Source organism: Mycobacterium kubicae (assembly GCF_015689175.1).
Classification (GTDB): domain Bacteria; phylum Actinomycetota; class Actinomycetes; order Mycobacteriales; family Mycobacteriaceae; genus Mycobacterium; species Mycobacterium kubicae.
Window position 1 is genome coordinate 5,406,235 of record NZ_CP065047.1, and the last position, 23,028, is coordinate 5,429,262.

Annotated in this window: 22 protein-coding genes; 7 read left to right on the plus strand and 15 right to left on the minus strand. The window is 66.1% G+C overall.

The window, feature by feature from the left end; all coding sequences use genetic code 11:
• Window positions 1-39: 39 nt before the first annotated feature.
• The 3 genes from I2456_RS25270 (at window position 40) to I2456_RS25280 (ending at window position 2,339) form a co-directional block, all read left to right on the plus strand.
• Window positions 40-204, plus strand: a complete 165-nt coding sequence (locus I2456_RS25270; protein ID WP_116645546.1) for a hypothetical protein — start codon at window positions 40-42, stop codon at window positions 202-204.
• Window positions 204-1,682, plus strand: a complete 1,479-nt coding sequence (locus tag I2456_RS25275; protein ID WP_085072619.1) for an alpha,alpha-trehalose-phosphate synthase (UDP-forming) — start codon at window positions 204-206, stop codon at window positions 1,680-1,682. Before I2456_RS25270 ends, I2456_RS25275 begins: the two co-directional genes overlap by 1 nt.
• Window positions 1,683-1,757: 75 nt before the next feature.
• Window positions 1,758-2,339 carry a hypothetical protein gene (locus tag I2456_RS25280; RefSeq protein ID WP_068025929.1) on the plus strand — a complete coding sequence of 194 codons (582 nt, stop codon included), beginning with the start codon at window positions 1,758-1,760 and terminating at the stop codon, window positions 2,337-2,339.
• On the opposite strand, the gene I2456_RS25285 is transcribed toward I2456_RS25280, so the two are convergent.
• The 12 genes from I2456_RS25285 to I2456_RS25340 all read right to left on the minus strand — a co-directional run bounded on the left by I2456_RS25285 (window position 2,336) and on the right by I2456_RS25340 (window position 14,221).
• The gene (locus I2456_RS25285; RefSeq protein WP_068025925.1) at window positions 2,336-2,827 is read right to left on the minus strand and encodes a mammalian cell entry protein; all 492 of its coding nucleotides are present in this window, start codon (window positions 2,825-2,827) and stop codon (window positions 2,336-2,338) included. The genes I2456_RS25280 and I2456_RS25285 overlap by 4 nt on opposite strands.
• Window positions 2,827-3,546: a mammalian cell entry protein gene (locus I2456_RS25290; protein ID WP_085072618.1), complete on the minus strand. Its 720-nt coding sequence runs from the start codon at window positions 3,544-3,546 to the stop codon at window positions 2,827-2,829. The genes I2456_RS25285 and I2456_RS25290 overlap by 1 nt, the downstream gene beginning before the upstream one ends.
• Complete coding sequence (locus I2456_RS25295) at window positions 3,546-5,252, minus strand: virulence factor Mce family protein (protein WP_085072617.1); 1,707 nt, start codon at window positions 5,250-5,252, stop codon at window positions 3,546-3,548. Before I2456_RS25295 ends, I2456_RS25290 begins: the two co-directional genes overlap by 1 nt.
• Before the next feature lie 8 nt (window positions 5,253-5,260).
• Complete coding sequence (locus I2456_RS25300; protein WP_068155839.1) at window positions 5,261-6,415, minus strand: virulence factor Mce family protein; 1,155 nt, start codon at window positions 6,413-6,415, stop codon at window positions 5,261-5,263.
• Complete coding sequence (locus tag I2456_RS25305; RefSeq protein WP_085072629.1) at window positions 6,412-7,863, minus strand: virulence factor Mce family protein; 1,452 nt, start codon at window positions 7,861-7,863, stop codon at window positions 6,412-6,414. Before I2456_RS25305 ends, I2456_RS25300 begins: the two co-directional genes overlap by 4 nt.
• Window positions 7,860-8,921, minus strand: coding sequence for a virulence factor Mce family protein (locus I2456_RS25310; protein WP_139822971.1), 1,062 nt, complete (start codon window positions 8,919-8,921; stop codon window positions 7,860-7,862). Before I2456_RS25310 ends, I2456_RS25305 begins: the two co-directional genes overlap by 4 nt.
• A complete protein-coding gene (locus I2456_RS25315; RefSeq protein WP_085072616.1) occupies window positions 8,908-9,963 on the minus strand; it encodes an MCE family protein in 1,056 nt (351 codons plus the stop codon). Before I2456_RS25315 ends, I2456_RS25310 begins: the two co-directional genes overlap by 14 nt.
• On the minus strand, window positions 9,963-11,165 hold the full coding sequence (locus I2456_RS25320; protein ID WP_085072615.1) for a virulence factor Mce family protein: 1,203 nt from the start codon (window positions 11,163-11,165) through the stop codon (window positions 9,963-9,965). Before I2456_RS25320 ends, I2456_RS25315 begins: the two co-directional genes overlap by 1 nt.
• Window positions 11,166-11,181: 16 nt before the next feature.
• Entirely contained in the window at window positions 11,182-12,024 is an 843-nt protein-coding gene (locus tag I2456_RS25325) for an MlaE family ABC transporter permease (protein ID WP_085072614.1), read from the minus strand.
• Window positions 12,025-12,058: 34 nt separating this feature from the next.
• On the minus strand, window positions 12,059-12,823 hold the full coding sequence (locus tag I2456_RS25330; RefSeq protein WP_085072613.1) for an MlaE family ABC transporter permease: 765 nt from the start codon (window positions 12,821-12,823) through the stop codon (window positions 12,059-12,061).
• A gap of 250 nt (window positions 12,824-13,073) precedes the next feature.
• Window positions 13,074-14,003, minus strand: coding sequence for a 3-oxoacyl-ACP reductase (locus I2456_RS25335; RefSeq protein WP_174814249.1), 930 nt, complete (start codon window positions 14,001-14,003; stop codon window positions 13,074-13,076).
• Between the two features lie 26 nt (window positions 14,004-14,029).
• On the minus strand, window positions 14,030-14,221 hold the full coding sequence (locus tag I2456_RS25340) for a ferredoxin (protein WP_085072627.1): 192 nt from the start codon (window positions 14,219-14,221) through the stop codon (window positions 14,030-14,032).
• A 224-nt stretch (window positions 14,222-14,445) separates the two neighbouring features.
• Between I2456_RS25340 and I2456_RS25345 the strand changes: the two genes are divergently transcribed.
• The 4 genes from I2456_RS25345 to I2456_RS25360 all read left to right on the plus strand — a co-directional run bounded on the left by I2456_RS25345 (window position 14,446) and on the right by I2456_RS25360 (window position 19,050).
• Window positions 14,446-15,627 carry an acyl-CoA dehydrogenase gene (locus I2456_RS25345; protein ID WP_068025898.1) on the plus strand — a complete coding sequence of 394 codons (1,182 nt, stop codon included), beginning with the start codon at window positions 14,446-14,448 and terminating at the stop codon, window positions 15,625-15,627.
• A gap of 22 nt (window positions 15,628-15,649) precedes the next feature.
• The gene (locus I2456_RS25350) at window positions 15,650-16,747 is read left to right on the plus strand and encodes an acyl-CoA dehydrogenase family protein (RefSeq protein WP_085072611.1); all 1,098 of its coding nucleotides are present in this window, start codon (window positions 15,650-15,652) and stop codon (window positions 16,745-16,747) included.
• Between the two features lie 83 nt (window positions 16,748-16,830).
• Window positions 16,831-18,333, plus strand: a complete 1,503-nt coding sequence (gene fadD17, locus I2456_RS25355; RefSeq protein ID WP_085072610.1) for a long-chain-fatty-acid--CoA ligase FadD17 — start codon at window positions 16,831-16,833, stop codon at window positions 18,331-18,333.
• 3 nt (window positions 18,334-18,336) lie between these two features.
• The gene (locus I2456_RS25360; RefSeq protein ID WP_085072609.1) at window positions 18,337-19,050 is read left to right on the plus strand and encodes a serine hydrolase; all 714 of its coding nucleotides are present in this window, start codon (window positions 18,337-18,339) and stop codon (window positions 19,048-19,050) included.
• 304 nt (window positions 19,051-19,354) lie between these two features.
• Here I2456_RS25360 and I2456_RS25365 read toward each other — a convergent pair whose 3' ends face one another.
• The 3 genes from I2456_RS25365 to I2456_RS25375 form a co-directional block, all read right to left on the minus strand.
• Entirely contained in the window at window positions 19,355-20,398 is a 1,044-nt protein-coding gene (locus I2456_RS25365; protein WP_085072608.1) for a methyltransferase, read from the minus strand.
• A gap of 254 nt (window positions 20,399-20,652) precedes the next feature.
• Window positions 20,653-22,200 carry an acetolactate synthase large subunit gene (locus tag I2456_RS25370; protein ID WP_085072607.1) on the minus strand — a complete coding sequence of 516 codons (1,548 nt, stop codon included), beginning with the start codon at window positions 22,198-22,200 and terminating at the stop codon, window positions 20,653-20,655.
• On the minus strand, window positions 22,197-23,021 hold the full coding sequence (locus I2456_RS25375) for an amidohydrolase family protein (protein WP_085072606.1): 825 nt from the start codon (window positions 23,019-23,021) through the stop codon (window positions 22,197-22,199). Before I2456_RS25375 ends, I2456_RS25370 begins: the two co-directional genes overlap by 4 nt.
• Window positions 23,022-23,028 lie beyond the last annotated feature (7 nt).

Below are 23,028 nucleotides of genomic sequence, written 5' to 3' on the forward strand. Positions count from 1 at the left end.
ACTCACCACCGATCATGCCGCTTGGCATAAAGTTGTGTGATGCCTACCAAATCTGATCCCGGCGACATCGGCGACGTCGAGCCGCTGGCCGACAGCACGGCCAGCCAGGCCAGGCGCGTCGTCGCCGCGTACGCCAACGATGCCGACGAGTGCCGCGTCTTCTTGTCCATGCTCGGTATTGGGCCGGCGAAGCACGAGAGCTAATGGCTCGCAAGGGAAGCCCGGACTCCTCACCTTCGGAAGCCGGCGGCTTCGGCGACTCCGACTTCGTGGTGGTCGCCAACCGGCTGCCCGTTGATCAAGAGCGACTTCCCGACGGCACCACCGCCTGGAAGCGCAGCCCCGGCGGTCTGGTCACCGCCTTGGAGCCGTTGCTGCGCAAACGGCGCGGAGCCTGGATCGGCTGGCCGGGGGTGGTGGACGCCGACGAAGAGCCGATCATCCAGGACGACCTGCGCCTGCATCCGGTGCGCCTGTCCGCCGACGATGTCGCCGAGTATTACGAGGGCTTCTCGAACGCCACCCTGTGGCCGCTGTATCACGACGTCATCGTCAAACCGATCTACCACCGCGAATGGTGGGACCGCTACGTCGACGTCAACCGCCGCTTTGCCGAAGCCACGTCACGCGCGGCCGCCGAAGGCGGGACCGTATGGGTGCAGGACTACCAGTTGCAACTGGTCCCGCAGATGCTGCGCACCCTGCGGCCCGACCTGACCATCGGTTTCTTCCTGCACATCCCCTTCCCACCGGTCGAGCTGTTCATGCAGCTGCCCTGGCGCACCGAGATCATCGAGGGCCTGCTCGGCGCCGACCTCGTGGGTTTCCACCTCGCCGGCGGCGCCCAGAACTTCCTGATCCTGTCCCGACGCCTCATCGGCGCGGAAACCTCGCGCGGATCAGTCGGCGTGCGGTCCCGATTCGGCGAGGTGCAGCTGCCGTCTCGCAGCGTCCGGGTGGGCGCCTTTCCCATCTCCATCGATTCCCAAGCGCTCGACCAGGCGGCCCGCGAACGCAACATCAGGCGCCGGGCCAAGGAGATTCGCGCGGAGCTGGGCAATCCCCGCAAGGTTCTGCTGGGGGTAGACCGGCTGGACTACACCAAAGGCATCGACGTCCGGTTGAAGGCCTTCTCCGAGTTGCTCGCCGAAGGACGCGCCAAGCGGGACGACACCGTCCTGATCCAGCTCGCCACACCGAGCCGCGAGCGGGTGGAAAGTTACAAGATTCTGCGCCACGACATCGAACGCGAAGTCGGGCACATCAACGGTGAATACGGCGAGGTCGGCCATCCCGTCGTGCACTACCTGCACCGCCCCGTGCCGCGCGAGGAGCTCATCGCGTTCTTCGTTGCCAGCGACGTCATGCTGGTCACCCCACTCCGCGATGGGATGAACCTGGTGGCCAAGGAGTACGTCGCCTGCCGCAGCGATCTGGGCGGGGCCCTGGTGCTCAGCGAATTCACCGGCGCCGCAGCCGAACTGCGCCAGGCATACCTGGTCAACCCGCACGACCTGAACGGCGTCAAGGACGCGATCGAGGCGGCGCTCAACCAGTCCGACGAAGAGGGGCGGCGCCGGATGCGCGCGCTGCGACGCCAGGTGCTCGCCCACGACGTGGACCGCTGGGCCCGGTCGTTCCTGGACGCGCTCGCTGAATCCAAGCCGCAAGCGCAGGTCTAGTCGGCAAACCCATGGTGTTCGCGGCGCAACGCTGTGATACTCAGTTGCAGTGCTTGCCGGGAAGGGAGGACCGACGTGAGGATCCGTCGCGGATTGGCTGCCGGCGCCGGCGTCGCCACCGCCGTCGCGTTTGGCATCGCGCTCGATTCGGGCAACCCGGCGCGCGCGCTGGGACCGCCCGCGGACGGCGCCTACACGTTGAACGAGCCCGGCGCGTCCAACGTGACCTGGACAATCACCGCGCTGTGCGATCAACCTTCCGGCACCCGCAACATGAATGACTATTCCGACCCCATCGTGCAGGCGTTCAACTGTGCGCTCAACGTTGTCAGCGCAACGCCGCAGTGGCCGACCACCCGCACCGACAGGCTGCAGAACTTCAGCGGCCGCGCGCGGATGTCCAGCATGCTGTGGACTTTCACGGTAAACAAGTCGGACGGTGTGGAATGCCCCGGCGGCGGAACCGCCCCGACCACCGATACCTATGCGTTCAGCGACGAGACCATGAGCGGCACCCACACCACCATCCACGGCGCGGTCTGTGGTCTGCAACCAGATATGAAGAAGCAGCCGTTCTCGTTGCAGCTGACCGGCCCGCCGCCCAGCCCCATCGAGCGATACCCGTTGTACTGCAACGGCATTGCGATGTGCTACTAGATGGGCGTGATGTAGGCGATCAGCCACTTGCCGTCGATGCGTTTGAAGTCGACGCGTAGCCGGCTGCCGTCGTAGAGCGGTTGTCGCGCCTTGTCGGTCACGGTGCGGTTCATGTAGACCATCACCGACGCCGAATTGCGTTGCGCGGCCATCACTCCCACGCCGACGACGTTGGCCTGGACCACCACCTCGCGCTTCTTGGCCTCCGGGATGATCTGCGCATTGGCGCTCTTCTGGAACTCTTGCCGATAGTCGGGCGTCAGAAACGGATAGACGGCGGCCAGGCTGCGTTCAACGGTCTGGTAGTCGTAGGCGAAGACTTGCGGGATCCGGTCCTTGGCCAGCTTGGGCAACTCCGCGCGCGCCGCCTCTTCGCCGCGGGTCTCCACCCGATCCCAGTAGAACCACCCACCGGCCGCCGATAACCCCACGATGACGAGCACAGCCAGGGTGCCCAGAAACGCGGTCAGCCACTGCGGCCACCGCATTAGTTGCCTCCGTCAGGGTATTTCAGGTCGTAGCCACTCATCTGTCCGGTGGCGTCGTCCTCGTGCACGATGACCCGCAACCGGTACGGCATGGACGGCTTGTTGACGCCGTCGATATCAGCGACCGTCACGCGCACCGAAACCAGCACCGACGCGTTGTCGGTGACGGTGTCGATACCTTCCAGCGCGGCACCGTTGATGACCGCCTCGGATGTCGCGTTGGTCGAACGGAACAGCCCTTTGAGGTTGTCGACGTTGTTGTTGGCGCTGAGCATGCCGCGCAACGGGCCGCTGGTCCCGTTGACGAACCGGTTGACCGACTCGTCGATGGTCTCGGGCGTGTAGCTGAACATGTTGATGACCGTCTGCGTCGCGGTGTCGACGAAGCGTTGCTCCCGGGCTTGCTGGGCGTGTGCGGTGCGGTGTTGTCCCATCAGGGCGAGCAGGCCGACCGTCAGCCCGGCGATCGCCAGCACCGCGGCCGCCGCCGCGGTCCCTGCGACCAGGCGGCGGTGCGCGGGGCGGCGCGGCGGCGGCCGCAGCCCCTTGGACGGTTTGGCCGGCTTGGCTTTGCGCGTCGGCTCGGCCGGCGCCTCGATCGCGACGGTGGCTTCCGCGACGGTGTCGGTCGTTTCGGTCTTCGCGGGGCCCGCCGCGCGTGACGCCCGCCGACGCACCCGTTGCGGCGCCGCTTGCTGTGTCGCCACTACATCACCCACTAAGACGGCTTCGGAGCAAGCATCAGATCCACCCAATTCTCGGCGCTGGATGCGCCGGCAATGCCGGACGCGAAGATACCAGTGCCGCCCGCCGGGTCCTTGAATGCACCGGTGGCCGGGTCGTAGAAGCTGTACGCGGTGCCACTGGCCTGCGGTTCGGGTCCGGGCGCGGGCCCTGGGGCCGGTCCGGGTTCCGGCCCGGTACCCGTCGGCGGCCCGGGCGGCGGCAGGTACTTGGGGAACGGAAGCTGCGGCGGCACCGGCGGCACCCCAGGCGGCTGCCACGACGTGAACGGCGGCGGTGGCCCGTTGTCGTTGGGCGGGGGCGGGACAAACGCCGGTTGGTGCGGCGCCGGTCCCGGACCGGGGGTCACCCCGGGCGGGGGCGGCCCGACGATAGGGATGCCCGGGTCCGGGTCAGCACCCGGCGGTATGAACGGGAACTTGTTGGGCGGCAACACGTTGAGCCCATTCGTCATCGGCGTGCCGTACGGGACCGGCGGACCGCGCCACGGGTTGGTGCCGGTCGGAATGTAGCCCTTGGGGTCCCGGCAAAGCTGGACGGTGGGCGCCCGCTTGCCCGGGAACTCCTGGCACGGGTAGTTACGCGCGCCGCGCACCGTGCTGGGGTCGTTCTGCGCGGTCTTGCAGTACATGTCTTTGGGAATCTCGCGCACCGTCTCGTCGGCGGGCGAGCGGATCAGCGGCGGCGGGATGAAGCCGGTGTTGCATGGCGGCGGGTCGTTCAAGTCGAGCTTGAAGTCGAGCTTGGCGCCTTCGTCCTGCGGTTCACCGCCGGCGGCGGTGGTGATCGCGGCGAACAGCGCCGGAAACACCACCAGCAATTGCTCGATGCTCTTGTGGTAGATGACACCGACCCGGCCCAGGTTGGCCAGGCTGGCCGCCAGCGTCGGGAACGACGGGCGGATGCCGGAGAACGCGGTGTTGGCCTCGTCGACCGCGTCGGGCACGGTGGCCAGGGTGTCCCGCAGCTGGGGGTCGGCCTGTCGCACCTCGGAGGTGAACCGCGCCAGCCCGTCGGACAGCGTCCTGATGTCGGCACCGGCGCGGATCTGCGCTTGCAGGAAGGGGCCGGCCTGATCGATCAGCTGCGACACCTGCGGGTAGTTGGTGTTGGCCTCGTCGATGAGCAACCGGGCCGATTGGATGAGCCGGGCCAGTTCCGGCCCGGTCCCGTTGGTGGCCGCGAACGTCTCGTGCAGTAACTCCCGCAGCCGGGTGTCGCCCAGGCTGTTCACCAGCTTCTCGGCCTGATGCAGCAAGTCCGCGACGTCTTGGCCGATGCGGGTGTTCCTGACGTCGATCTTGGACCCGTTACGCAACTTTCCCGGGGCCGCAGTGGCCGGCGGTACCAGGTCGATGTACTGCTCACCGATCGCCGACACACTTTTGACGGTCGCGGTGACGTTGGACGGAATCGCGGTGCCGCTGTTCAGGCGCATCTGCGCGGTGACGCCGTTGTGGTTCAACCCCACCGACTCCACCCGTCCGACGGCCACACCGCGGAAGGTGACGTTGGCGTTCTTGTACAGACCACCGCCCGCGACGAAGTCCGCGCTCACCCCGTACGTGCCGACACCGAAGGTGGCGGGCAAACGCAGGTAGAAGATGGCCATGACGGCCAAGGTGATGACGGTGATCACCGCGAAGATGGTCAGCTGAATTTTGGTGAGCCGGTCGATCATTCCCGCCCCTACTGTCCTGCCGCCGTGCCGGGCGGGATTTTGAACGGGTCGGCCGCTTGCCCGGACAGGTTGGCCATCTCGCCCACCAAGAAGTCCGGCGGGTTGAGGATCTCGGCCATGTGCGCCATGTTCGGGTCGAAATAGGCTGTGGTGAAGAAGGTTTCACCGAGGCGCCGCAAGGTGAGGTCAAACGTGGTGAACACGTTGAGGTAGTCACCGCGCACCGACTGCTTGATGCCGAAGTTGGGGAACGGGAACGTCAACAGGATCTGCATCGAGGTGACGAAGTTCTTGCGACTGTCGCTGAGCGCCTTGACGATCGAGTAGGCGTCTTTGAGGTCGGCGGCGAAGTCCACCTTGGTCTTGGCCAGCACGTTCGAGGTCACCATGGCCATCTTCTTCAGTGCGGCAAAGGCTTCGACGATGTTGTCGCGGTTCTTGTTCAGCACCCGCATCGCTTCGGGCAGGGTGTCCAGCGCCCGGCCCAGGTTGTCCTTGTCGCGCGCCAGGATCGCCGAGAACCGGTTCAGCCCCTCCATCGCGGAGATGATGTCGTTGACCTGTTTGTTCAGCCCCGCGGTCAGCTCCGCGAGCCGGGGCATCAGGTCGACGAACTGGCCTTGTCGGCCTGCGACCGCTTGGTAGGTCTCGTTGGTGATCTCTTCCAGCGCACCGACATTGCCCTTGTTGACCACCACCCCGAGCGCGGAGAACACCTCTTCGGTGGTGGGTGAACGCCCGGTGCGGGACTCGGCGATCCGCGAACCGTCAGCCAGCCGTCCTTTGGGCGGTTGATCTTTGGGTTCGGCCAACTCGATATGCATCGAACCCAGCAGCGACGTCTGGGACACCTTTGCTGTCGCGTTCGCCGGCAGTACCACGTTCTTGGCCAGCGCCAGTTTCACCGCGGCATAGAACGATCCGTCGGAGCGCTGTTCGGCCGAGATGCCGGAGACACTGCCGACCGTCACGTCGTCGACCATCACCGGTGAGTTCTGCGGCAGCGTCGCCACGTCGGGCACTTCGACGGTGATCGAGTAGGCTCCGCTGCCGTGACCTTCGGTGCCGGGCATCGCAAGGGAGTTCAACCCGGTGAAGTTGCAACCCGCCAGGAGCAGGCTGCTACCCGCTAACACGCCGGCGCGCAGACAGATTCGTTTCATCCGCCGGCTCCCTGCTCGGCGGGCAGCGGCAATAGCGGCGCTGGACCCGGCGCGGGACCCGGTGCCGGCGCATTCGCCGCCGGGGCGGGCGCGTTCGGCGCGGGACCGGGTGCGGGGCCGGGCAGCGGGCCGTACCCGGGCGGAGGACCGGGAGCCTGCGGGACAAGCAGGTTCTGCAGATCCGTCGCGTTGCTCTGTCCGGGTTGCTGGTGCTGGGGTTTCGCGGGTATCCAGGTCAGCTCCGGAACCGGTGTAGCCGCCTTGGCCTGCGTCGCCGGCGTGTCGTAGATGATCTGGCCCTTGTAGGCCGTGATCGTGTTCAGCGGGTGGAACATGATCGGCGGGTAGTTCACGGTCAGCCGCCGCAGCACCGGCCCCAGCCGCTCGCGACACAGCTCGGCGCGCCGGAAGTAGTCCGGCGCCGACGGCCCGCCCGCGGTGTCGAAGGAGCCGCCGCAGATGAACTGGACCGGATTCATGAAGTTGGGCAAGGACAGCAGCCCGTTCAGGGTGCCCTGCGCCGGGTCGTAGATGTTGTAGAAGTTCGCGATGCCCGGACCGGCGACGTGCAGCACCTGTTCGATGTTCTCGCTTTGGTCGCTCAACGTCTTGGTGAAGTCGCTGAGCTGGGTGACCGTGTCGATCAGCGTCGAGTTGTTCTCGTGCAAGAACCCTCTGACATCGGACAGGGCCTGGTTCAGGGTGCCCAGGGTGTGGTCGAGATTGCGCGAACTGTCCGCTAGCACCTGCGACACCGAGGCGACGTGGCCGGCGAACTGCACGATCTGCTCGTTGCTGGCGGCCAGCGCGTCGACCAGGATCTGCAGGTTCTTCACCGTGCTGAAGATGTCGTTGCGGGAATCTCCCAGCCGGCCCGCGACCTGGGAGAGCTCGCGCAGCGCGTTGTGGAACGAGTCGCCATTGCCGTTCAAGGTGTCGGCGGCCTGGTTGATCGCGGCCCCCAACGGTCCTTGCATCTCCCCCGCCGCCGGGCTGAGCTGCACCGAGAGCTGGGTCAGCGCCTCTTTGACTTCGTCCCATTCCACCGGGACCGCGGTACGCGACAGGTCAATGCTCGCATCGTCGGGCAACACCGCCCCGCCGGTGTAGGCCGGGGTGAGCTGAATGAACCGCGCCGCCACCAGGTTCGGCGACATCATGACGGCTTGAGCGTCGCGGGGAATCTTGACGCCCTTGGACACATTCATGGTGATCTTGACGTCATTGGGCCGCGGTTCGATGGTGTCGATCTCGCCGACCGGCACTCCGAGAACACGTACCTCGTCGCCGGGGTAGATGCCGACGGCGGAGGTGAAGTAGGCGGTGATCTTGCGGCCGCTGTCACCGGCGGAGAACAGGACGTAGGCACCACCCACCAGCACCGCGACCAGCGTGATGATGGTGACCGTGCGCAGCCCCTTGCTGCCGAACCGTTGCTTGGTCGTCATGGTGACTTCGGCCTGATGATCCACCGCTCCTGGATCAATCCGCGCAGGTAGTCGGCGAGGCTGGCGGGCAACTTGTTGGGTTGGTAGAAGAAGTCGAACATCGTCGCCACCAGCGGCGCCGGGATCGCACCGTAGACGTTGACGTTGAAGCCGGGTCCGGAACCGACCACTTCACCCAGGGTGGTCGCGTACGACGGCAGGCGCTTGAGCGCTTCGGTGATGTAGTCACGACGCTCGTTGAGGTTGCTGATGACCTGGTTGAGCTTGCCCAGCGACGGGCCGAACTCCTTGCGGTTGTCGGCGACGAATCCCGAGATCTGGGTCGAGACCCCTTCGATGCCCGAGATCAGCGCGCTCAACGCCGCGCGCCGTTCATCCAGGGCGGCGAACAGCTCGTTGCCGTCGTCGATCAGCTTGGTGACCTGACCGGCGCGTTCGGCCAGTGTCGCCGTCACGCTTTTGGCGTGTGCCAGCAGACTCTGTAACGCCTCGTCACGGGTGTCCAGGGCGCGCGACAGCGACGTCACGCCGTCCAGGGCGCCGCGCAGCTGCGGGGTGGCGTCGTGCAGCGTGTCGGTCAAGACCCGTAGGGCCTGCTCGAATTGCGGCTTGTTGAGGTTGGTGGCGTTGCGACCGAGATCCTCCAGCGCGCCGTTGAGGGTGTACGGCGTGGTGGTGCGGCTCAGCGGAATGGTGGTCGCCTGACCGGCGCCGGCGGGGCTCACGGAGATGGAGCGCTCGCCCAGGATGGTGTCGGTGCGGATGGCGGCCAGCGATTGGTCGCCGATGACCACTTTGCGGTCGATGTCGAAGGTGACCTTGGCGGTGTCCCCGGCCAGGCTGACCTCGTTGACCTTGCCGACTTTGTAGCCGGACACCAGGACCGAGTTGCCGGGTTTGATGCCGCCGGCGTCGGAGAAGTAGGCGAAGTAGGTCTTGCCTTGGGGGAAGAAGGGCAATTTGCTGTAGCCGAACGCGACCAGCATGACGCACACCACTATCACCACGCCGAAGATGCCGGTGCGCAGCGGATCACGTTCCTGCTTACTGTTTGGCAAAGGTGCACCTCCCCTTGCTGGGATCGACCGGGCCGCCGAAGGGGATCAAGATGTCGCTACCGGCGGGCCCGTTGATCTTGATCGTCACCGAGCAGAAGTAGATGTTGAAGAACGACCCGTAGGCGCCGAGGGCGGACAGCCGTAGGTAGTCCTCGCCGAGTTGCTCGACGTCGTTGTTGACTTCGGCCTTGCGGTTGTCCAGCTCGGTGGCCAGCGGGCGCACGGCTTGCAACGTCGCTTGTAACGGACGGCGCGAATTGCGCAGCAGTTCGGTCAAATCCGTCGTCGTGGAGGCCAGCGGCGGAATGGCGCCGGCGATCGCGTCCTTGTTGTTGGCCAGCCCGGTGATCAGCTGCTGCAACTGGTCGACGCTGGTGGTGAATTGGGCGCTGCGCTGGTCGATGGTGCCCAGAACGGTGTTGAGGTTGGTGATCACGTCGCCGATCAGCTGATCACGTTTGGCCAGCGTCGAGGAGAAGGCGCTGGTGTCGGCCAGCACGTTGTTCAACGCGCCGCCCTGGCCCTGCAGCAGCTCGATGACGGCGCTGCTGATGGTGTTGATCTTGTCCGCATCCAGGCCTTTGAGCACCGGCTTGAGCCCGCCCAGCAGCGCGTCGAGGTCAAGCGCGGGCTGGGTGTGCTGGGAATTGATGGTTCCCCCGGCCGGCAGCTTGCGCAGTTCGCCCGGCCCCGAGGTGATCTCCATGAACCGGTCGCCGACCAGGTTCTCGTAGCGGATCACCGCCCGCGTCGACGAGTACAGGGTGTAGCGCTGATCGACGCCGAACTCCACGTCAATCGTGTTGTCCGGGTTGAGCTTTACGCCCTTCACCGCGCCGACGGGCACACCGGCGATGCGCACCTTCTGGCCCGGCTTCAACCGGGAGGCGTCCAGGAAGGTGGCGTGGTAGGTGCTCTCCGAGCCGAACCGGAAGTCACCGAACACCACCACCAGTGCGGCCGACACCAGCAGCATCGCCGCGGCGAAGACGCTGACCTTGATGACCATCGACCGGTGCGATGGCATGCCCGAGGCGGCCATCAGAAGTCGTCCCGTTCCGCGAAGGCGCCGTGGAACAAGAACTGCAACGTCGAGGGTGCGTCGAACTGCAGTTCGGTGAACGGCTCGTACGGGACCAGGGCATTGTCGGTCACCAGGAAGGGCGCCCGGTAGAACGAGCCGCCGGTTTGCTTGGTCGGGATGTCAGGCAATCCCCGGCAGTTCGGGCCACCGGAGGCATTGACGATGGGCAGATTCTCCGGATACGTGTAGGACGGCGCGCCCAGCACGAAGCTCGACGACGTGAACAGACCGGCTTTACGGACCCCGATCAGCGGGGCGAATTCCTTTACGCCGCGATCGATCCCGGCGAAAAAGCACCCGAATTCCGGTGAGTAGTCGGCGGTCACCTTCAGCGGGGCGCGCAGGCGGTTGATGGCGGCGATGAAATCCTGTTCGGCCGGTGCCAGCGTTTCGTAGACGTTGTTGGCCAGGCCGATGGTCGCCAGGAGCGTGTTGTTGAGGTTGTGCTGTTGATCCACCACGGTTTTGTTGATGGTCGGCAGGTTGGCGAACACCGTGTTGAGGTCGGGCGCGGCGTCGCCGTAGACGTTGGTCACTATGCCGGCCTTGCGGAAGTCTTCCTGCAGCGTGGGTAGCTTCGGGTTGGCCTGGCGGGTCAGGGTATTCAGGCCGGCGAGCGTCGCCCCCAGGTCGTCGCCGTGGCCCCGCAGGCCTTCGGACAGGGCGCTCAACGTTCCGTTGAGTTCGACGGGGTCGACCTTGTGCAGCAGGTCGATGAGCGATTGGAACAGCGTGTTGACTTCCAACTGCACCGCGGATGCTTCTACATGGGCGTTGGGGCGCAACGGCGTTGCCGACGGCGTCTTGGGCGGAATGAACTCCACCGACTTGGCGCCGAAGATGGTGTTGCCGGCCAGGTGGACGGTCGCGTTGGACGGGATGAAGTGCATGTCCTCGCTGTTGACGGCCAGCGTGAGCCGAGCCTGATCCCCGCTGTAGGCGATCTCTTCGACCTTGCCGACCTGAATGCCGCGGAATTTGACCTTCGCGCCTTTTTCCATCACCAGTCCGGCGCGCGGCGAGGAGACGGTGACAGTGTCGGTCGAGGTGAAAGCCGCGGTGTAGGACAGGTAAGTCAACACCGCGAACGCCACCAGCAGGCCGGCCAGCAGCGCTGCTGCCACCCGCACCGAGGTGCGCCGAGATCCGGTGTTTGCCATGTCGGTTCGCGGGTCCTTACCCAGAGAGGTTGAAGTTGCCTTGCGAGCCGTAAACGGCCAGCGAAATGAACAGCGTGATGACCACGACGACGATCAGTGAGGTCCGCACGGCCTGGCCGACGGCGATGCCGACGCCCACCGGGCCGCCGCTGGCGTTGTAGCCGTAGTGGGTGTGCACCAGCATCACGGCGATCGACATGACGATGGCCTGCACGAACGACCACAGCAGGTCCGACGGGATCAAGAACGTATTGAAGTAGTGGTCGTACAGGCCCGCGGACTGCCCGTTGATGAACACGGTGGTGAAGCGGGCCGCGAAGAACGCGGCGAGCACCGACAGCGAGTACAGCGGAATGATCGCGACCAGGCCCGCAATCAGGCGCGTCGACACCAGGTAGGACACCGAGTGCACGGCCATCGATTCGACGGCGTCGATCTCCTCGGAGACTCGCATGGCGCCCAGTTGGGCCGTGGCCCCGGCGCCGATGGTGGCGGCCAGCGCGATGCCGGCGATGACCGGCGCGACAACCCGGACGTTGAGGAACGCCGACAAGAAGCCCGTCAGCGCCTCGATGCCGATGTTGCCCAGCGACGAATAACCCTGCACCGCGATGACACCACCGGAGGCCAGCGTCAGGAACGCCGCGACGCCCACGGTGCCACCGATCATCACCAACGCCCCGGCACCCAGTGTCATCTCGGCGACGTTGCGGATCGTCTCCTTGCGGTAGCGGGTGATCGCGTTCGGGACGTACCGCAGTGTTTCGCCGTAGAAGAGTGCCTGCTCGCCAAAGCTGTCGACGGGCCCTTGCAGCCTCGACATGAACCGACGAATGCGGATTGTGGCGTCGTAACTCATCCTTTGCTCACCATCGCTTCATCGTCTCCGGCCGTTACTTCGAGGAGATGCGTACGCCGATGGCCGTCATGACCACATTGATGACGAAAAGGCAGATGAACGCATAGACGACGGTTTCGTTGACCGCGTTGCCCACGCCCTTCGGTCCTCCCTTGACCGTCAGGCCGCGATAACACCCGACCAACCCGGCCATCACCCCGAACAACAGCGCTTTCGCTTCGGCCAGGATCAGTTCGCGCAACCCGGTCAGCACCGTCAGCCCGTTGATGAACGCGCCCGGGTTGACCCCCTGCAGAAAGACGGAGAACACGTACCCGCCGGACAGGCCGATCGCACACACCAGACCGTTGAGCAGCAGCGCCACCACCGTGGACGCCAGCACCCTGGGCACCACCAACCTCTGGATCGGGTCGATGCCCAGCACCCGCATGGCGTCAATCTCTTCGCGGATGGTGCGCGCGCCCAGGTCAGCGCAGATCGCGGTGGCACCGGCACCGGCCACCACCAGCACCGTCACCACCGGACCCAACTGGGTGATGGTGCCGAAGGCCGTTCCCGCGCCGGACAAGTCGGCCGCCCCGATCTCGCGCAGCAGGATGTTGAGGGTGAAGGCGACCAGCACGGTGAACGGGATGGACACCAGCAGGGTCGGCACCAGCGACACGCGAGCGATCATCCACGTCTGGTCCAGAAATTCACCGAACTGGAAAGGCCTCCGGAACGTGGCGCGGGCCGCGTCGATCGACATCTCGAAGAATCCGCCGACAGCGCGAGCCGGAACGGCAAGCTGTTGGATCAACCCGGTCCCCCCGTCTTGTGCTCGCGGCGAAGTCTGTGAATGCCCTGTGCCCGACCAGGGATCGCGTGTAGCTCGGGTGTGAGCCGGCTCATATTAACTCAGAACGACTTCGCCGTGTCAACGATCAGCATATTGCGGCCATACCGTTAATTTCGCTGGTTAAGCCACCTGTTGTGCTCCATTTCTGACACGTGTTCTAGCTGCTGGCGGGGTGTTTTGCAGGCGTCCGCTGGCCCCCCGGCGACGCCTACTAACCCATCAAAGCGGTGGCGGCAAAGTTCACTTCTGGGTCCCGGCCAGCAAAGTACTCCTGGAGGGTCGCGCTCAATTGGGCCGGGTCCCACGCGGCGCCCTCGGCGCTGAACTGATGCTCCGCGGTCGGCGCGGCCACCAGGGTTACGCGTGGACCGTACACGATGAATACCTGGCCGTTGACCTCCGCGGCCGCCGGAGAGGCCAGAAATTGGACTAGGTTCACCACATGCTCCGGCGAGAGCGGGTCGATCTGGCCTTCCTCTACTTCTGGGGCGTCACCGAAGACCTCGGCGGTCATGGCGGTGCGGGCCCGCGGGCAGATCGCGTTGGCGCAGACCCCGTAGCGGCCCAGTGCGCGGGCGGCCGAAAGCGTGAGGGCGATGATGCCCGCCTTGGCCGCGCCGTAGTTGGCCTGCCCGACCGGGCCCACCAGCCCTGCCTCGGACGAGGTGTTGACGATGCGCCCGAAAATCGAGCCGCCGGCTTCCTTGGCCTTGCTGCGCCAGTAGGTCGCGGCGTTGCGGGTGAGCAGAAAGTGCCCGCGCAGGTGCACGGCGATGACCTGGTCCCAGTCTTCGTCGCTCATGTTGAACAGCATCCGGTCGCGCGTGATGCCGGCATTGTTGATCACGATGTCCAGGCCGCCGAGCCCGTCTGCGGTGGCGACGAGTTCGTCGGCGGTGGCGCGCTGACTGATGTCACCGGCCACCGCGATCGCCTTGGCGCCGGTCGTGTTGATTTCGTCGATGACGCCGGAGGCATCCAGGGCCTGGGCGATGTCGTTGACGACGACGGTGGCGCCCAGGCGGGCCAGGCCGAGCGCCTCGGCGCGGCCCAGACCGGCGGCCGCGCCGGTCACCACCGCGACCTTTCCGGACAGATCGGTCACGTTGGTGCTGCCATTTGGCCTAGTCAATTTATGAATACCTCTAGTTTCAGGTCAGGCGCGGGTCAGTCCTGGCGCAACAGCGCGGCGCGAGGGCATTCGGCGATCGATTGCTCGGCCAGATTTTCCTGGTCGGCGGGTATCGGATCGGTCTTCACGACCGCATAGTCCTCGTCGTCCAGATCGAAGATATCCGGCGCGATTCCCACGCATACGGCGTTACCTTCGCAACGGTCACGGTCCACTTTCACTCGCACGGCATCCTCCTTGAACCAGGGCTGGGAGTTAGGAAACACGCCTTGTCCAACTCATCCGTCTGGGGATCAGTATGTAGCAACACCCTAGGGCTCCGGTACGTCTGACGATACGGTCGCTGGATTCCCAGACTAGAACGTGTTACAACCGGGATGACGAATGGGTAGCCGCCGGCGTGCTTCATCGCGGCTGGCGACGTGTACATCGGTTGACCGGAGGCGGCAGCATGCGCATCAGTTACACCCCTGAACAGGAGGAGCTGCGTCGCGAGCTGCGGTCGTACTTCACCACGCTCATGACGCCGGAGCGCCGCGAGGCCCTGAGTTCGGTGCAGGGCGAGTACGGAACGGGCAACGTCTACCGCGAGACCGTCGCGCAGATGGGCAAGGACGGCTGGCTCACCTTGAACTGGCCCAAGGAGTACGGCGGCCAGGACCGCTCGCCGATGGACTCGCTGATCTTCACCGACGAGGCCGCCCTGGCCGGCGCGCCCGTGCCGTTTCTGACCATCAACAGCGTGGCGCCGACGATCATGGCCTTCGGCACCGACGAGCAGAAGAAGTTCTTCCTGCCCAAGATCGCTGCCGGGGAACTGCACTTCTCGATCGGCTACTCCGAGCCGGGTGCGGGCACCGACCTGGCGAACCTGCGCACCACCGCGGTCCGCGACGGCGATGACTACGTGATCAACGGCCAGAAGATGTGGACGAGCTTGATCGCCTACGCCGACTGGGTCTGGCTGGCGGTGCGCACCAACCCCGAGGCCAAGAAGCACCGCGGGATATCCATGCTGGTCGTGCCGACGACCGCGGAGGGCTTCTCCTGGACGCCGGTGCATACCATGGCCGGTCCGGACACCAGTGCCACCTACTACTCCGATGTGCGGGTCCCGGTGACCAATCTGGTCGGTGAGGAGAACGGCGGCTGGAAGCTGGTGACCAATCAGCTCAACCATGAGCGCGTCGCCCTGGTCTCGTCGGCACCGATCTTCTTGGCGCTGCGCGAGGTACGCGAATGGGCGCAGAACACCAAAGATTTCGGCGGTGCCCGAGTCATCGACTCGGAATGGGTGCAGATCAACCTGGCCCGGGTGCACGCCAAAGCGGAAGTTCTCAAGCTGATCAACTGGGAACTGTCGTCGTCGCACAGCGAATCGTTGTCGCCGGCGGATGCGTCGGCCGCCAAGGTGTACGGCACCGAGTTGGCCACCGAGGCTTACCGGTTGCTGATGGAGGTGCTGGGCACTGGAGCCACACTGCGTCAGGACTCCCCCGGAGCCCTGCTGCGTGGCCGGGTCGAGCGCATGCACCGGGCCTGCCTGATCTTGACTTTCGGCGGCGGAACCAACGAAGTCCAGCGCGACATCATCGGCATGGTCGCGCTGGGGTTGCCGCGGGCCAGCCGCTGACCATCGAGAAGGACTGGTAACCATGGATTTCACGACAACCGAAGCCGCGCACGACCTCGGTGGCCTGGTGGACACCATCGTCGACTCGGTGTGCACCCCCGAGCATCACCGCGAGCTGGACGGGCTGGACCAACGATTCGATCGCAAGCTGTGGAGCAAGCTCGTCGATTCCGACATCCTGACGTCCGCGGCGGCGCCGGCGCTCGGTGGTGATGGCTTCGGCGGGCTCGAGCAGGTTGCCATCCTGGTCGCGTTGGGCCACCAGCTGGCCGCCGTGCCGTACCTGGAGTCGGTGGTGCTGGGTTCGGGGGCCTTGGCCCGGTTCGGTTCCGAAGAGCTGCAACAGGACTGGGGTGTGCCTGCGGTCAAGGGCGAGAAGGTCCTCACCGTCGCACTCGAGGCTGAGATGGGGGAAGGCCCGGTGCAGGCCGTCAGCGCCGGGGACGGCTTCCGGCTCACCGGGTCGCGCACCCAGGTGGCGTACGGTCCGGTTGCGGACGCTTTCCTGGTGCCAGCTGAAACCGATTCCGGCACCGCGGTTTTCCTGATCTCCGCCGCCGACCCCGGGGTTACGGTGACCCCCCTGGAGACGACGGGATTGGGCAGCGTCGGGCATCTGGCGTTGGACGGCACTGCGGTCGACGGTGCGCGCCGCGTCGGCGGCGGCGAGGTCGTCACCTGGCTGAGTACCCTTGCCACGCTGGGCCGCAGCGCCTATCAGCTCGGCGTGCTGGAGCGGGGCCTGCAGATGACCGCCGAATATGCCCGCACCCGTGAGCAATTCGACCGCCCGATCGGCTCTTTCCAGGCGGTGTCGCAGCGACTGGCCGACGGGTATATCGACGTCAAAGGGTTGCGGCTGACGCTGACGCAGGCGGCGTGGCGGGTGTCAGAAGATGTGCCCGCGGACATCGACGTCGCCAGTGCGGCGTTCTGGGCGGCCGACGCCGGACATCGGGTGGCGCACACCATCGTGCACGTGCACGGCGGTGTTGGGGTGGACACCGACCATCCGGTGCACCGTTACTTTCTGGCCGCCAAGGAGATCGAGTTCGCCCTCGGCGGAGCTACCGGGCAGTTGCGCCGCATCGGCCGTGAACTGGCCGAGACGCCCGCTTAATCGGCCGGCGAGCGTGAAGCCAGGCGCACGCTCATGTTCGAACGTGAAGGCAGCTTCACGGTCGCGGCGGCGGGAGACGGCCCATGGATGACCTGACCGTCACCAAGCTGCTGATGCCGCTGGCCGAGATCGACGACCGCGGAATCTACTTCGAGGACTCCTTCGTCAGCTGGCGCGAGCACCTGCGGCACGGCGCCGCGATCGCCGCCGCACTGCGCGAACGGCTCGACCCGGCGCGTCCGCCACATGTCGGGGTGTTGCTGCAGAACACACCGTTCTTCTCGGCCGTACTGGTCGCTGCCGGGCTGTCGGGGATCATCCCGGTGGGATTGAACCCGGTGCGCCGTGGCGCGGCGCTGGTCCGCGATATCGAGCACGCCGACTGCCAAGTGGTGCTGGCTGACTCGGCATCGGCGGTCACGTTCGAAGGCATCGACCACGTCGACGTCGACTCCGCCGCGTGGGCCGAGGAGGTTGGCGCACACCGCGACGCCGAAGTGCAATTCCAATCCGCTTCGCCGGCAGACCTTTTCATGCTCATCTACACCTCGGGCACCAGCGGTGACCCGAAGGCGGTCAAGTGCAGTCACAGCAAAGTCGCGATCGCCGGGGCGACCATGACGCAGCGCTTTACCCTCGGCCGCGACGACGTCTGCTACGTGTCGATGCCGCTGTTCCACTCCAACGCCGTGCTCGTCGGCTGGGCGGTGGCCGCGGCATGCCGCGGCTCGATGGCGTTGCGGCGCAAGTTCTCCGCGTCGCAGTTCCTGGTGGACGTGCGCCGGTACGGCGCCACCTACGCCAACTATGTGGGCAAGCCGCTGTCCTACGTGCTGGCCACGCCCGAACGACCCGACGACGCGGACAATCCGCTGCGCGCGGTGTATGGCAACGAAGGGGTGGCCGCTGACCTCGAACGGTTCGCGCGCCGGTTCGGCTGCGTGGTGCAGGACGGCTTCGGTTCCACCGAGGGCGGGGTAGCCATCGCCCGGACCCCCGACACGCCGCCGGGCTCGCTGGGCCCGTTGCCGGACGGGATCGACATTGTCGACCCCGACACCGGTGAGCCGTGCCCGGCCGGCGTGGTGGGCGAGGTGGTGAATACCGCCGGGCGGGGCCGCTTCGAGGGTTATTACAACGACGAGGCGGCCGAGGCCGAGCGGATGGCCGGCGGCGTTTACCACAGCGGGGATCTGGCATACCGGGATGACGCGGGATACGTGTATTTCGCTGGCCGGCTGGGTGATTGGATGCGGGTGGACGGGGAGAATCTCGGCACCGCGCCCATCGAACGGGTCTTGCTACGCTGTGCAGGCGTGAGCGAGGTGGCGGTGTACCCGGTGCCCGATCCGGTCGTCGGCGACCAGGTGATGGCCGCGCTGGTGTTGGCGCCCGGTGCGGAATTCGACGCCGACAAGTTCCGGGCGTTTCTGGCCGAGCAGCCAGACCTCGGACCCAAGCAATGGCCGTCGTATGTGCGGGTGAGCACGGAGCTACCCCGCACCGTAACGTTCAAGGTGCTCAAGCGACAGCTGGTGGCCGAAGGGGTCGAGTGCGGCGAGCCGGTGTGGCGGATTCACCGCTGAACTATGAATCACCGTCCCCTTGAGCTCGCGCTGGAAGCAAGCTTCCAACAGCTTTCGGCAGCGGTGCCCGCACGCGTTGGCATCGCGATCGCCCGTCCGGATCGCACCTACTCGCTCGGCCGTTGGTGGTCCGGCGTGGCGTGGTCGACCATCAAGGTGCCGTTGGCGATCGCCGCCTTGCGCACCGACTGGTTACAAGCAAAGGATTTGGTGTCCAAGGCGATTACCGAATCCGACAATCAGTCCTCCGAGGAAATGTGGTCCCTTCTTGGGGATCCGATCAGTGCCGCGCGAAAGGTGCAAGGCGTCATCGCCGAGGGTGGTGACACCGCCACCGTGGTGGAATCTCGCCGGCTCCGGCGTGGTTACACGCCGTTCGGCCAGACGTTGTGGACGCTACAGCGGCAAGCCCGTTTTGCCGCAGAACTGCCGTCGATTCCCGATGCCGAGGACGTCATCGAACTGATGGGCAACCTCACCCCTGGGCATCGATGGGGGCTTGCCGCCAAAGGTTTCGCCGCGAAAGGCGGGTGGGGACCGGGCGTGCACGGTGAGTACCTGATCCGGCAATTTGGGATGGTCCACACCCAGGCCGGGCACTGGGGCGTGGCGCTGGCCGCCGAAGCCGATGACGGTGCATACGAAACGGGAGTCGAGGTGGCCGATGCGCTGACCGATTGGATTCTCAGCCGCCTTCCCGGGCTGGCCCGTTACTGAGCGCTTGCCGGCCGCTGGGTCGACGTGCCCGAACCGCATCGACCTCGCGGAGCCGAATACTTTTGCGCCCAACCATTCTGGCGCTCGATGTTCCCGCATCGACGAATCTGCGCAATGCCGCCTAGGCGTGCACAGTGCCGCGGCCCGGGCCGCGGTCACCAGGGTGGCAGTCGCGCCCACTTTGGCAGTCCGGTCCCAGGTGTCGTCGCCGGTGCGCACGTCATTCGCTCCCCTGGATCGTCACGTTCGGCTGCAGAATTTTCCGCGGCCGGTAATTCCATGGCAACCGCGTGGTGCGCACGCGTCAACTCGCCACGGCCTCGATCAAGTGGTACGGGCGACGTAGCGCTGTGATGCAGCAAATCTCCAAACCCGCTGCGCGCACGAGTCTTTCGAATTCACCCAAGTCACGTTCCCGGCCGGGCAGGCAGACCAACATCACCATGTCCAACAGTGCCGCATGCGCTGACGCGTCCTGGTCGTCCAACACCGCCTCGACGATGAAGAGCCGAGCGCCCGGATTCATGGCGCGACGGACATTGGACAATATTTCGATGCACGATTCGTCATTCCAGTCGTGCAGGATGTACTTCAGCAAGTAGAGGTCGGCGGCCGGGACCGACTCGAAGAAGTCGCCGACGATACCCTTCATCCGCTCACCTAACCCGCAGCGGTCGGCCTGTTCGACCACGCCCGCCATGGCCTGTGGAAGGTCCAGCACCGCACCGGTGAGGCGCGGATTGCGCTGCAACAGCTCAGAAACGAACGCTCCACTAGCGCCCCCCACATCGATGACATATCCGTTGTCTGGGGCCTCTATCGCCGACACTGCCTCGCGGACCACGGGGGTGGACACATCGGTCATCGCCGCGCGGAACATGCGGGCCTCGTAGTCGTTGTGTGCGTAGAACTCCCACAATCCCCCGCCCAGCGCCTCTTCGACGTAATTGCGGCCCCGCCGCACGGCATCGGGCAACCGCAGCGAGGTGTGCCAGAATGCGGGGCCGCCGGCCGCCTGGGCATAGTGCTTGAGGGTGAAGGGCGAATCCTTGTGCAGAATGCCGAGCCGAGAGGTCGGGCCGAAGGCCTCGGCAACCGGATCGTAGGTCAGGAACCCAAGCGCGACACCGGCGCGCAGCACCCGGAAGGTCATGCCGGGATCGCTGGAGGCCTGCACGGCTATCTGTCTGGCGGTCAACGCCCCGCCGATCTCGAGCTGTTCGGCGACAGAAAGGCCCGCCAGCGTCCGAATTACCTGCGCCCCGTAGCCGGCCAAGATCAGCCGGAACACCTCGTCGTGGTCGTCGCGGGTGCTGTCCTGTGTCGAATCGGTCGATTGGATCCGCATTCTTCGGCCTCCTCGTCGTTACGTCCGGGTACCGACGACGTCGCATTCACCGTCGCCGATGCCGAACGTCTGGGGCAGCTTCGAGGTCTTCTCGGTCGAGCCGCGCTAGAAGTACGTCCATACGGTACGACGATACCGATCGGCTGTCGACCGTGTGGTTCACGTCACCTCCAAGGCCGTGGAGTGGACGCACGGGCAGCATGCCTTTCCCGAGCGGCGAGAATTCAGAGTCCCTCGGCCGGGTGACGGCGGCCTTAGCCCAGCAGTGAGGGCACCACCGCGTCGATCAGGTGCGGGCCGGGTTCGTCGAACGCCGCCCGCAGCGCGTCGGCGAATTCCTCGGCGGTGGTCGCGCGCCGCGCCGCAACCCCCATGCCTTCGGCGATCCTGACGAAGTCCATTGTGGGGCGCGATAAGTCGAGCAGATCCTGCGCCTTGGGTCCGGGAGCGGATCCGGCGCCGACGCGCTGCAACTCGATCCGCAGAATGTCGTAAGCGCCGTTGTTGTAGATCACGGTGGTGACGTCGAGGTTCTCGCGCGCCTGCGTCCAGAGCCCCGAGATCGTGTACATCGCCGAACCATCGGATTCCAGGCACAGCACCGGACGGTCGGGTGCGGCCACCGCGGCGCCCACCGCGGCCGGGATGCCGTAGCCGATCGCTCCCCCGGTCAGTGTCAACCAGTCGTGGGCCGGCGCCCCGGCGGTGGCCTGGGCCAATAACAGACCCGACGTGTTCGACTCGTCGACGACGATCGCCCGGTCGGGCAACAGCGCGCCGATCACCTCGGCCGCCGACGCGGACGTCAACGCACCGGCCGGTAGCTGCGGACGCGACTCGCTCGCCACCGCTGCCGTCGTCCCCGGTGCCAGTTCATCCGCCAAAGCGGTCAAGGCGTCTGCTGCGCCGCAGTATTCGGCGAGCACGTGCACGTCGCACCCGGCGGGCACCAGATCGCTGGGCACACCCGGATAGGCGAAGAACGACACCGGCGACTTGGCTCCGGCCAGGACCAGATGCTTCGCGCCATCCAGCTGGGCGCTGGCCGCCTCGGCGAAGTAGGCCAGCCGTTCGATCGCGGGCACGCCGGCGCCGCGCTCGAGCCGGGTCGGGAACGTCTCGCACAACAACCGCGCCCCGGTCGCTGCGGCAATGCGCGTCGCCGCCGCCAGCCCCGGGCCATGAGTAGCGTCTCCCCCGATCAGTATGGTCGTCGGCTCACCTGAGCGCAGCAACTTGGCCACCGCCGCGGCGTCCTCAGCGGCTGTAACCGGTTGCGCCGCAACCGGAATCCCAGCCTGAGCGCCGTCGGACCAGGATGCGTCGGCGGGCAGGATCAGCGTCGCGATCTCGGAGCCGGCGCGACTGGCGGCCACCGCCTCGGCCGCGTCGGCACCGACGTCAGCGGCGGCCTGCGTGCGGCGCACCCAACCCGAGACCGTGCCGGCGACCGCATCGATATCGGATTCCAATGGGGCGTCGTACTTCTTGTGATAGGTGGCGTGATCGCCGACCACGACGATCATCGGCACCCGAGCGCGACGTGCGTTGTGCAGATTCGCCAGGCCGTTGCCCAACCCTGGACCCAGGTGCAGCAGCACCGCGGCAGGACGCCCGGCGATGCGCGCATAGCCGTCGGCCGCTCCGGTGGCCACTCCCTCGAAAAGAGTGAGTACACCGCGCATTTCGGCTACGGTATCCAGGGCCGCGACGAAGTGCATCTCCGAGGTGCCGGGGTTGGCGAAACACACGTCCACACCGCCGTCGACCAACGTGTTGATCAGCGCTTGAGCACCGTTCATGATCTGGCCCCCATCTTGAAGACGCGCTCGGCGTTGCCGCGCAGGAAGTCTCGACATGCCTCGTCGCTGAGCCCGAGATCGCCCAGACCCGCCAGGGCGTGTGCGTGGGTGATCATCGGATAGTTGGTGCCGAACAAGACCTTGCGTTGCCCCGTACCGGTTTTCATGAACCTGATCAACTCTTCGGGCAACCGCGCGATGGTGTAAGCGGAGGTATCGATATAGACATTCTCGTGCTTGCGGGCCACCGCGACCATCTCCTCGGTCCACGGATAACCGACGTGCCCGCACACGATCACCAGCTCCGGAAAGTCCAGCGCCACTTGGTCGATGTAGGGAATGGGGCGGCCGGTCTCCGAGGGCCGCAGCGGGCCGGTGTGCCCGACCTGCGTGCAGAACGGCACGCCGGACTCCACGCACTGGGCGAACAACGGGTAATAGCGCCGGTCGGTGGGCGGGGCTCCCCACAGCCAGGGCACCACTCGCAGGCCGACGAATCCTTCGCTCAGGCGGCGACGCAACTCGCGGACCGCTTGCATCGGGCGGTCGAGGTCGACGGTAGCCAGGCCCGCGAAGCGGTCCGGATGAGTGGCCACCCACTCGGCTACCTCGTCGTTGGAGATCAGGTCCTGGCCGTTCGGCCCGCGCCAGGCGCTCAGCAGTCCGAGGCTGACATCGGCGGCATCCATCGCCGCGATCGTCACCTGCAGGGGAACGTCGGAGTCGGGCATAACGTCCCCGGTCCAGCGCCGCAGCGAGGCAAGCATGTCACTGCGCAGGAACCGCGCCGTCGGGTGCTGCATCCACACGTCGATCGTCATCGCGGCT

Coding starts and splice junctions, on each gene's coding strand:
- I2456_RS25270 (WP_116645546.1), top strand. CDS start 40: ATGCCTACCAAATCTGATCCCGGCGACATCGGCGACGTCGAGCCGCTG.
- I2456_RS25275 (WP_085072619.1), top strand. CDS start 204: ATGGCTCGCAAGGGAAGCCCGGACTCCTCACCTTCGGAAGCCGGCGGC.
- I2456_RS25285 (WP_068025925.1), bottom strand. CDS start 2,827: ATGCGGTGGCCGCAGTGGCTGACCGCGTTTCTGGGCACCCTGGCTGTG.
- I2456_RS25295 (WP_085072617.1), bottom strand. CDS start 5,252: ATGATCGACCGGCTCACCAAAATTCAGCTGACCATCTTCGCGGTGATC.
- I2456_RS25300 (WP_068155839.1), bottom strand. CDS start 6,415: ATGAAACGAATCTGTCTGCGCGCCGGCGTGTTAGCGGGTAGCAGCCTG.
- I2456_RS25305 (WP_085072629.1), bottom strand. CDS start 7,863: ATGACGACCAAGCAACGGTTCGGCAGCAAGGGGCTGCGCACGGTCACC.
- I2456_RS25315 (WP_085072616.1), bottom strand. CDS start 9,963: ATGGCCGCCTCGGGCATGCCATCGCACCGGTCGATGGTCATCAAGGTC.
- I2456_RS25320 (WP_085072615.1), bottom strand. CDS start 11,165: ATGGCAAACACCGGATCTCGGCGCACCTCGGTGCGGGTGGCAGCAGCG.
- I2456_RS25325 (WP_085072614.1), bottom strand. CDS start 12,024: ATGAGTTACGACGCCACAATCCGCATTCGTCGGTTCATGTCGAGGCTG.
- I2456_RS25345 (WP_068025898.1), top strand. CDS start 14,446: ATGCGCATCAGTTACACCCCTGAACAGGAGGAGCTGCGTCGCGAGCTG.
- I2456_RS25350 (WP_085072611.1), top strand. CDS start 15,650: ATGGATTTCACGACAACCGAAGCCGCGCACGACCTCGGTGGCCTGGTG.
- fadD17 (WP_085072610.1), top strand. CDS start 16,831: ATGGATGACCTGACCGTCACCAAGCTGCTGATGCCGCTGGCCGAGATC.
- I2456_RS25360 (WP_085072609.1), top strand. CDS start 18,337: ATGAATCACCGTCCCCTTGAGCTCGCGCTGGAAGCAAGCTTCCAACAG.
- I2456_RS25365 (WP_085072608.1), bottom strand. CDS start 20,398: ATGCGGATCCAATCGACCGATTCGACACAGGACAGCACCCGCGACGAC.
- I2456_RS25370 (WP_085072607.1), bottom strand. CDS start 22,200: ATGAACGGTGCTCAAGCGCTGATCAACACGTTGGTCGACGGCGGTGTG.
- I2456_RS25375 (WP_085072606.1), bottom strand. CDS start 23,021: ATGACGATCGACGTGTGGATGCAGCACCCGACGGCGCGGTTCCTGCGC.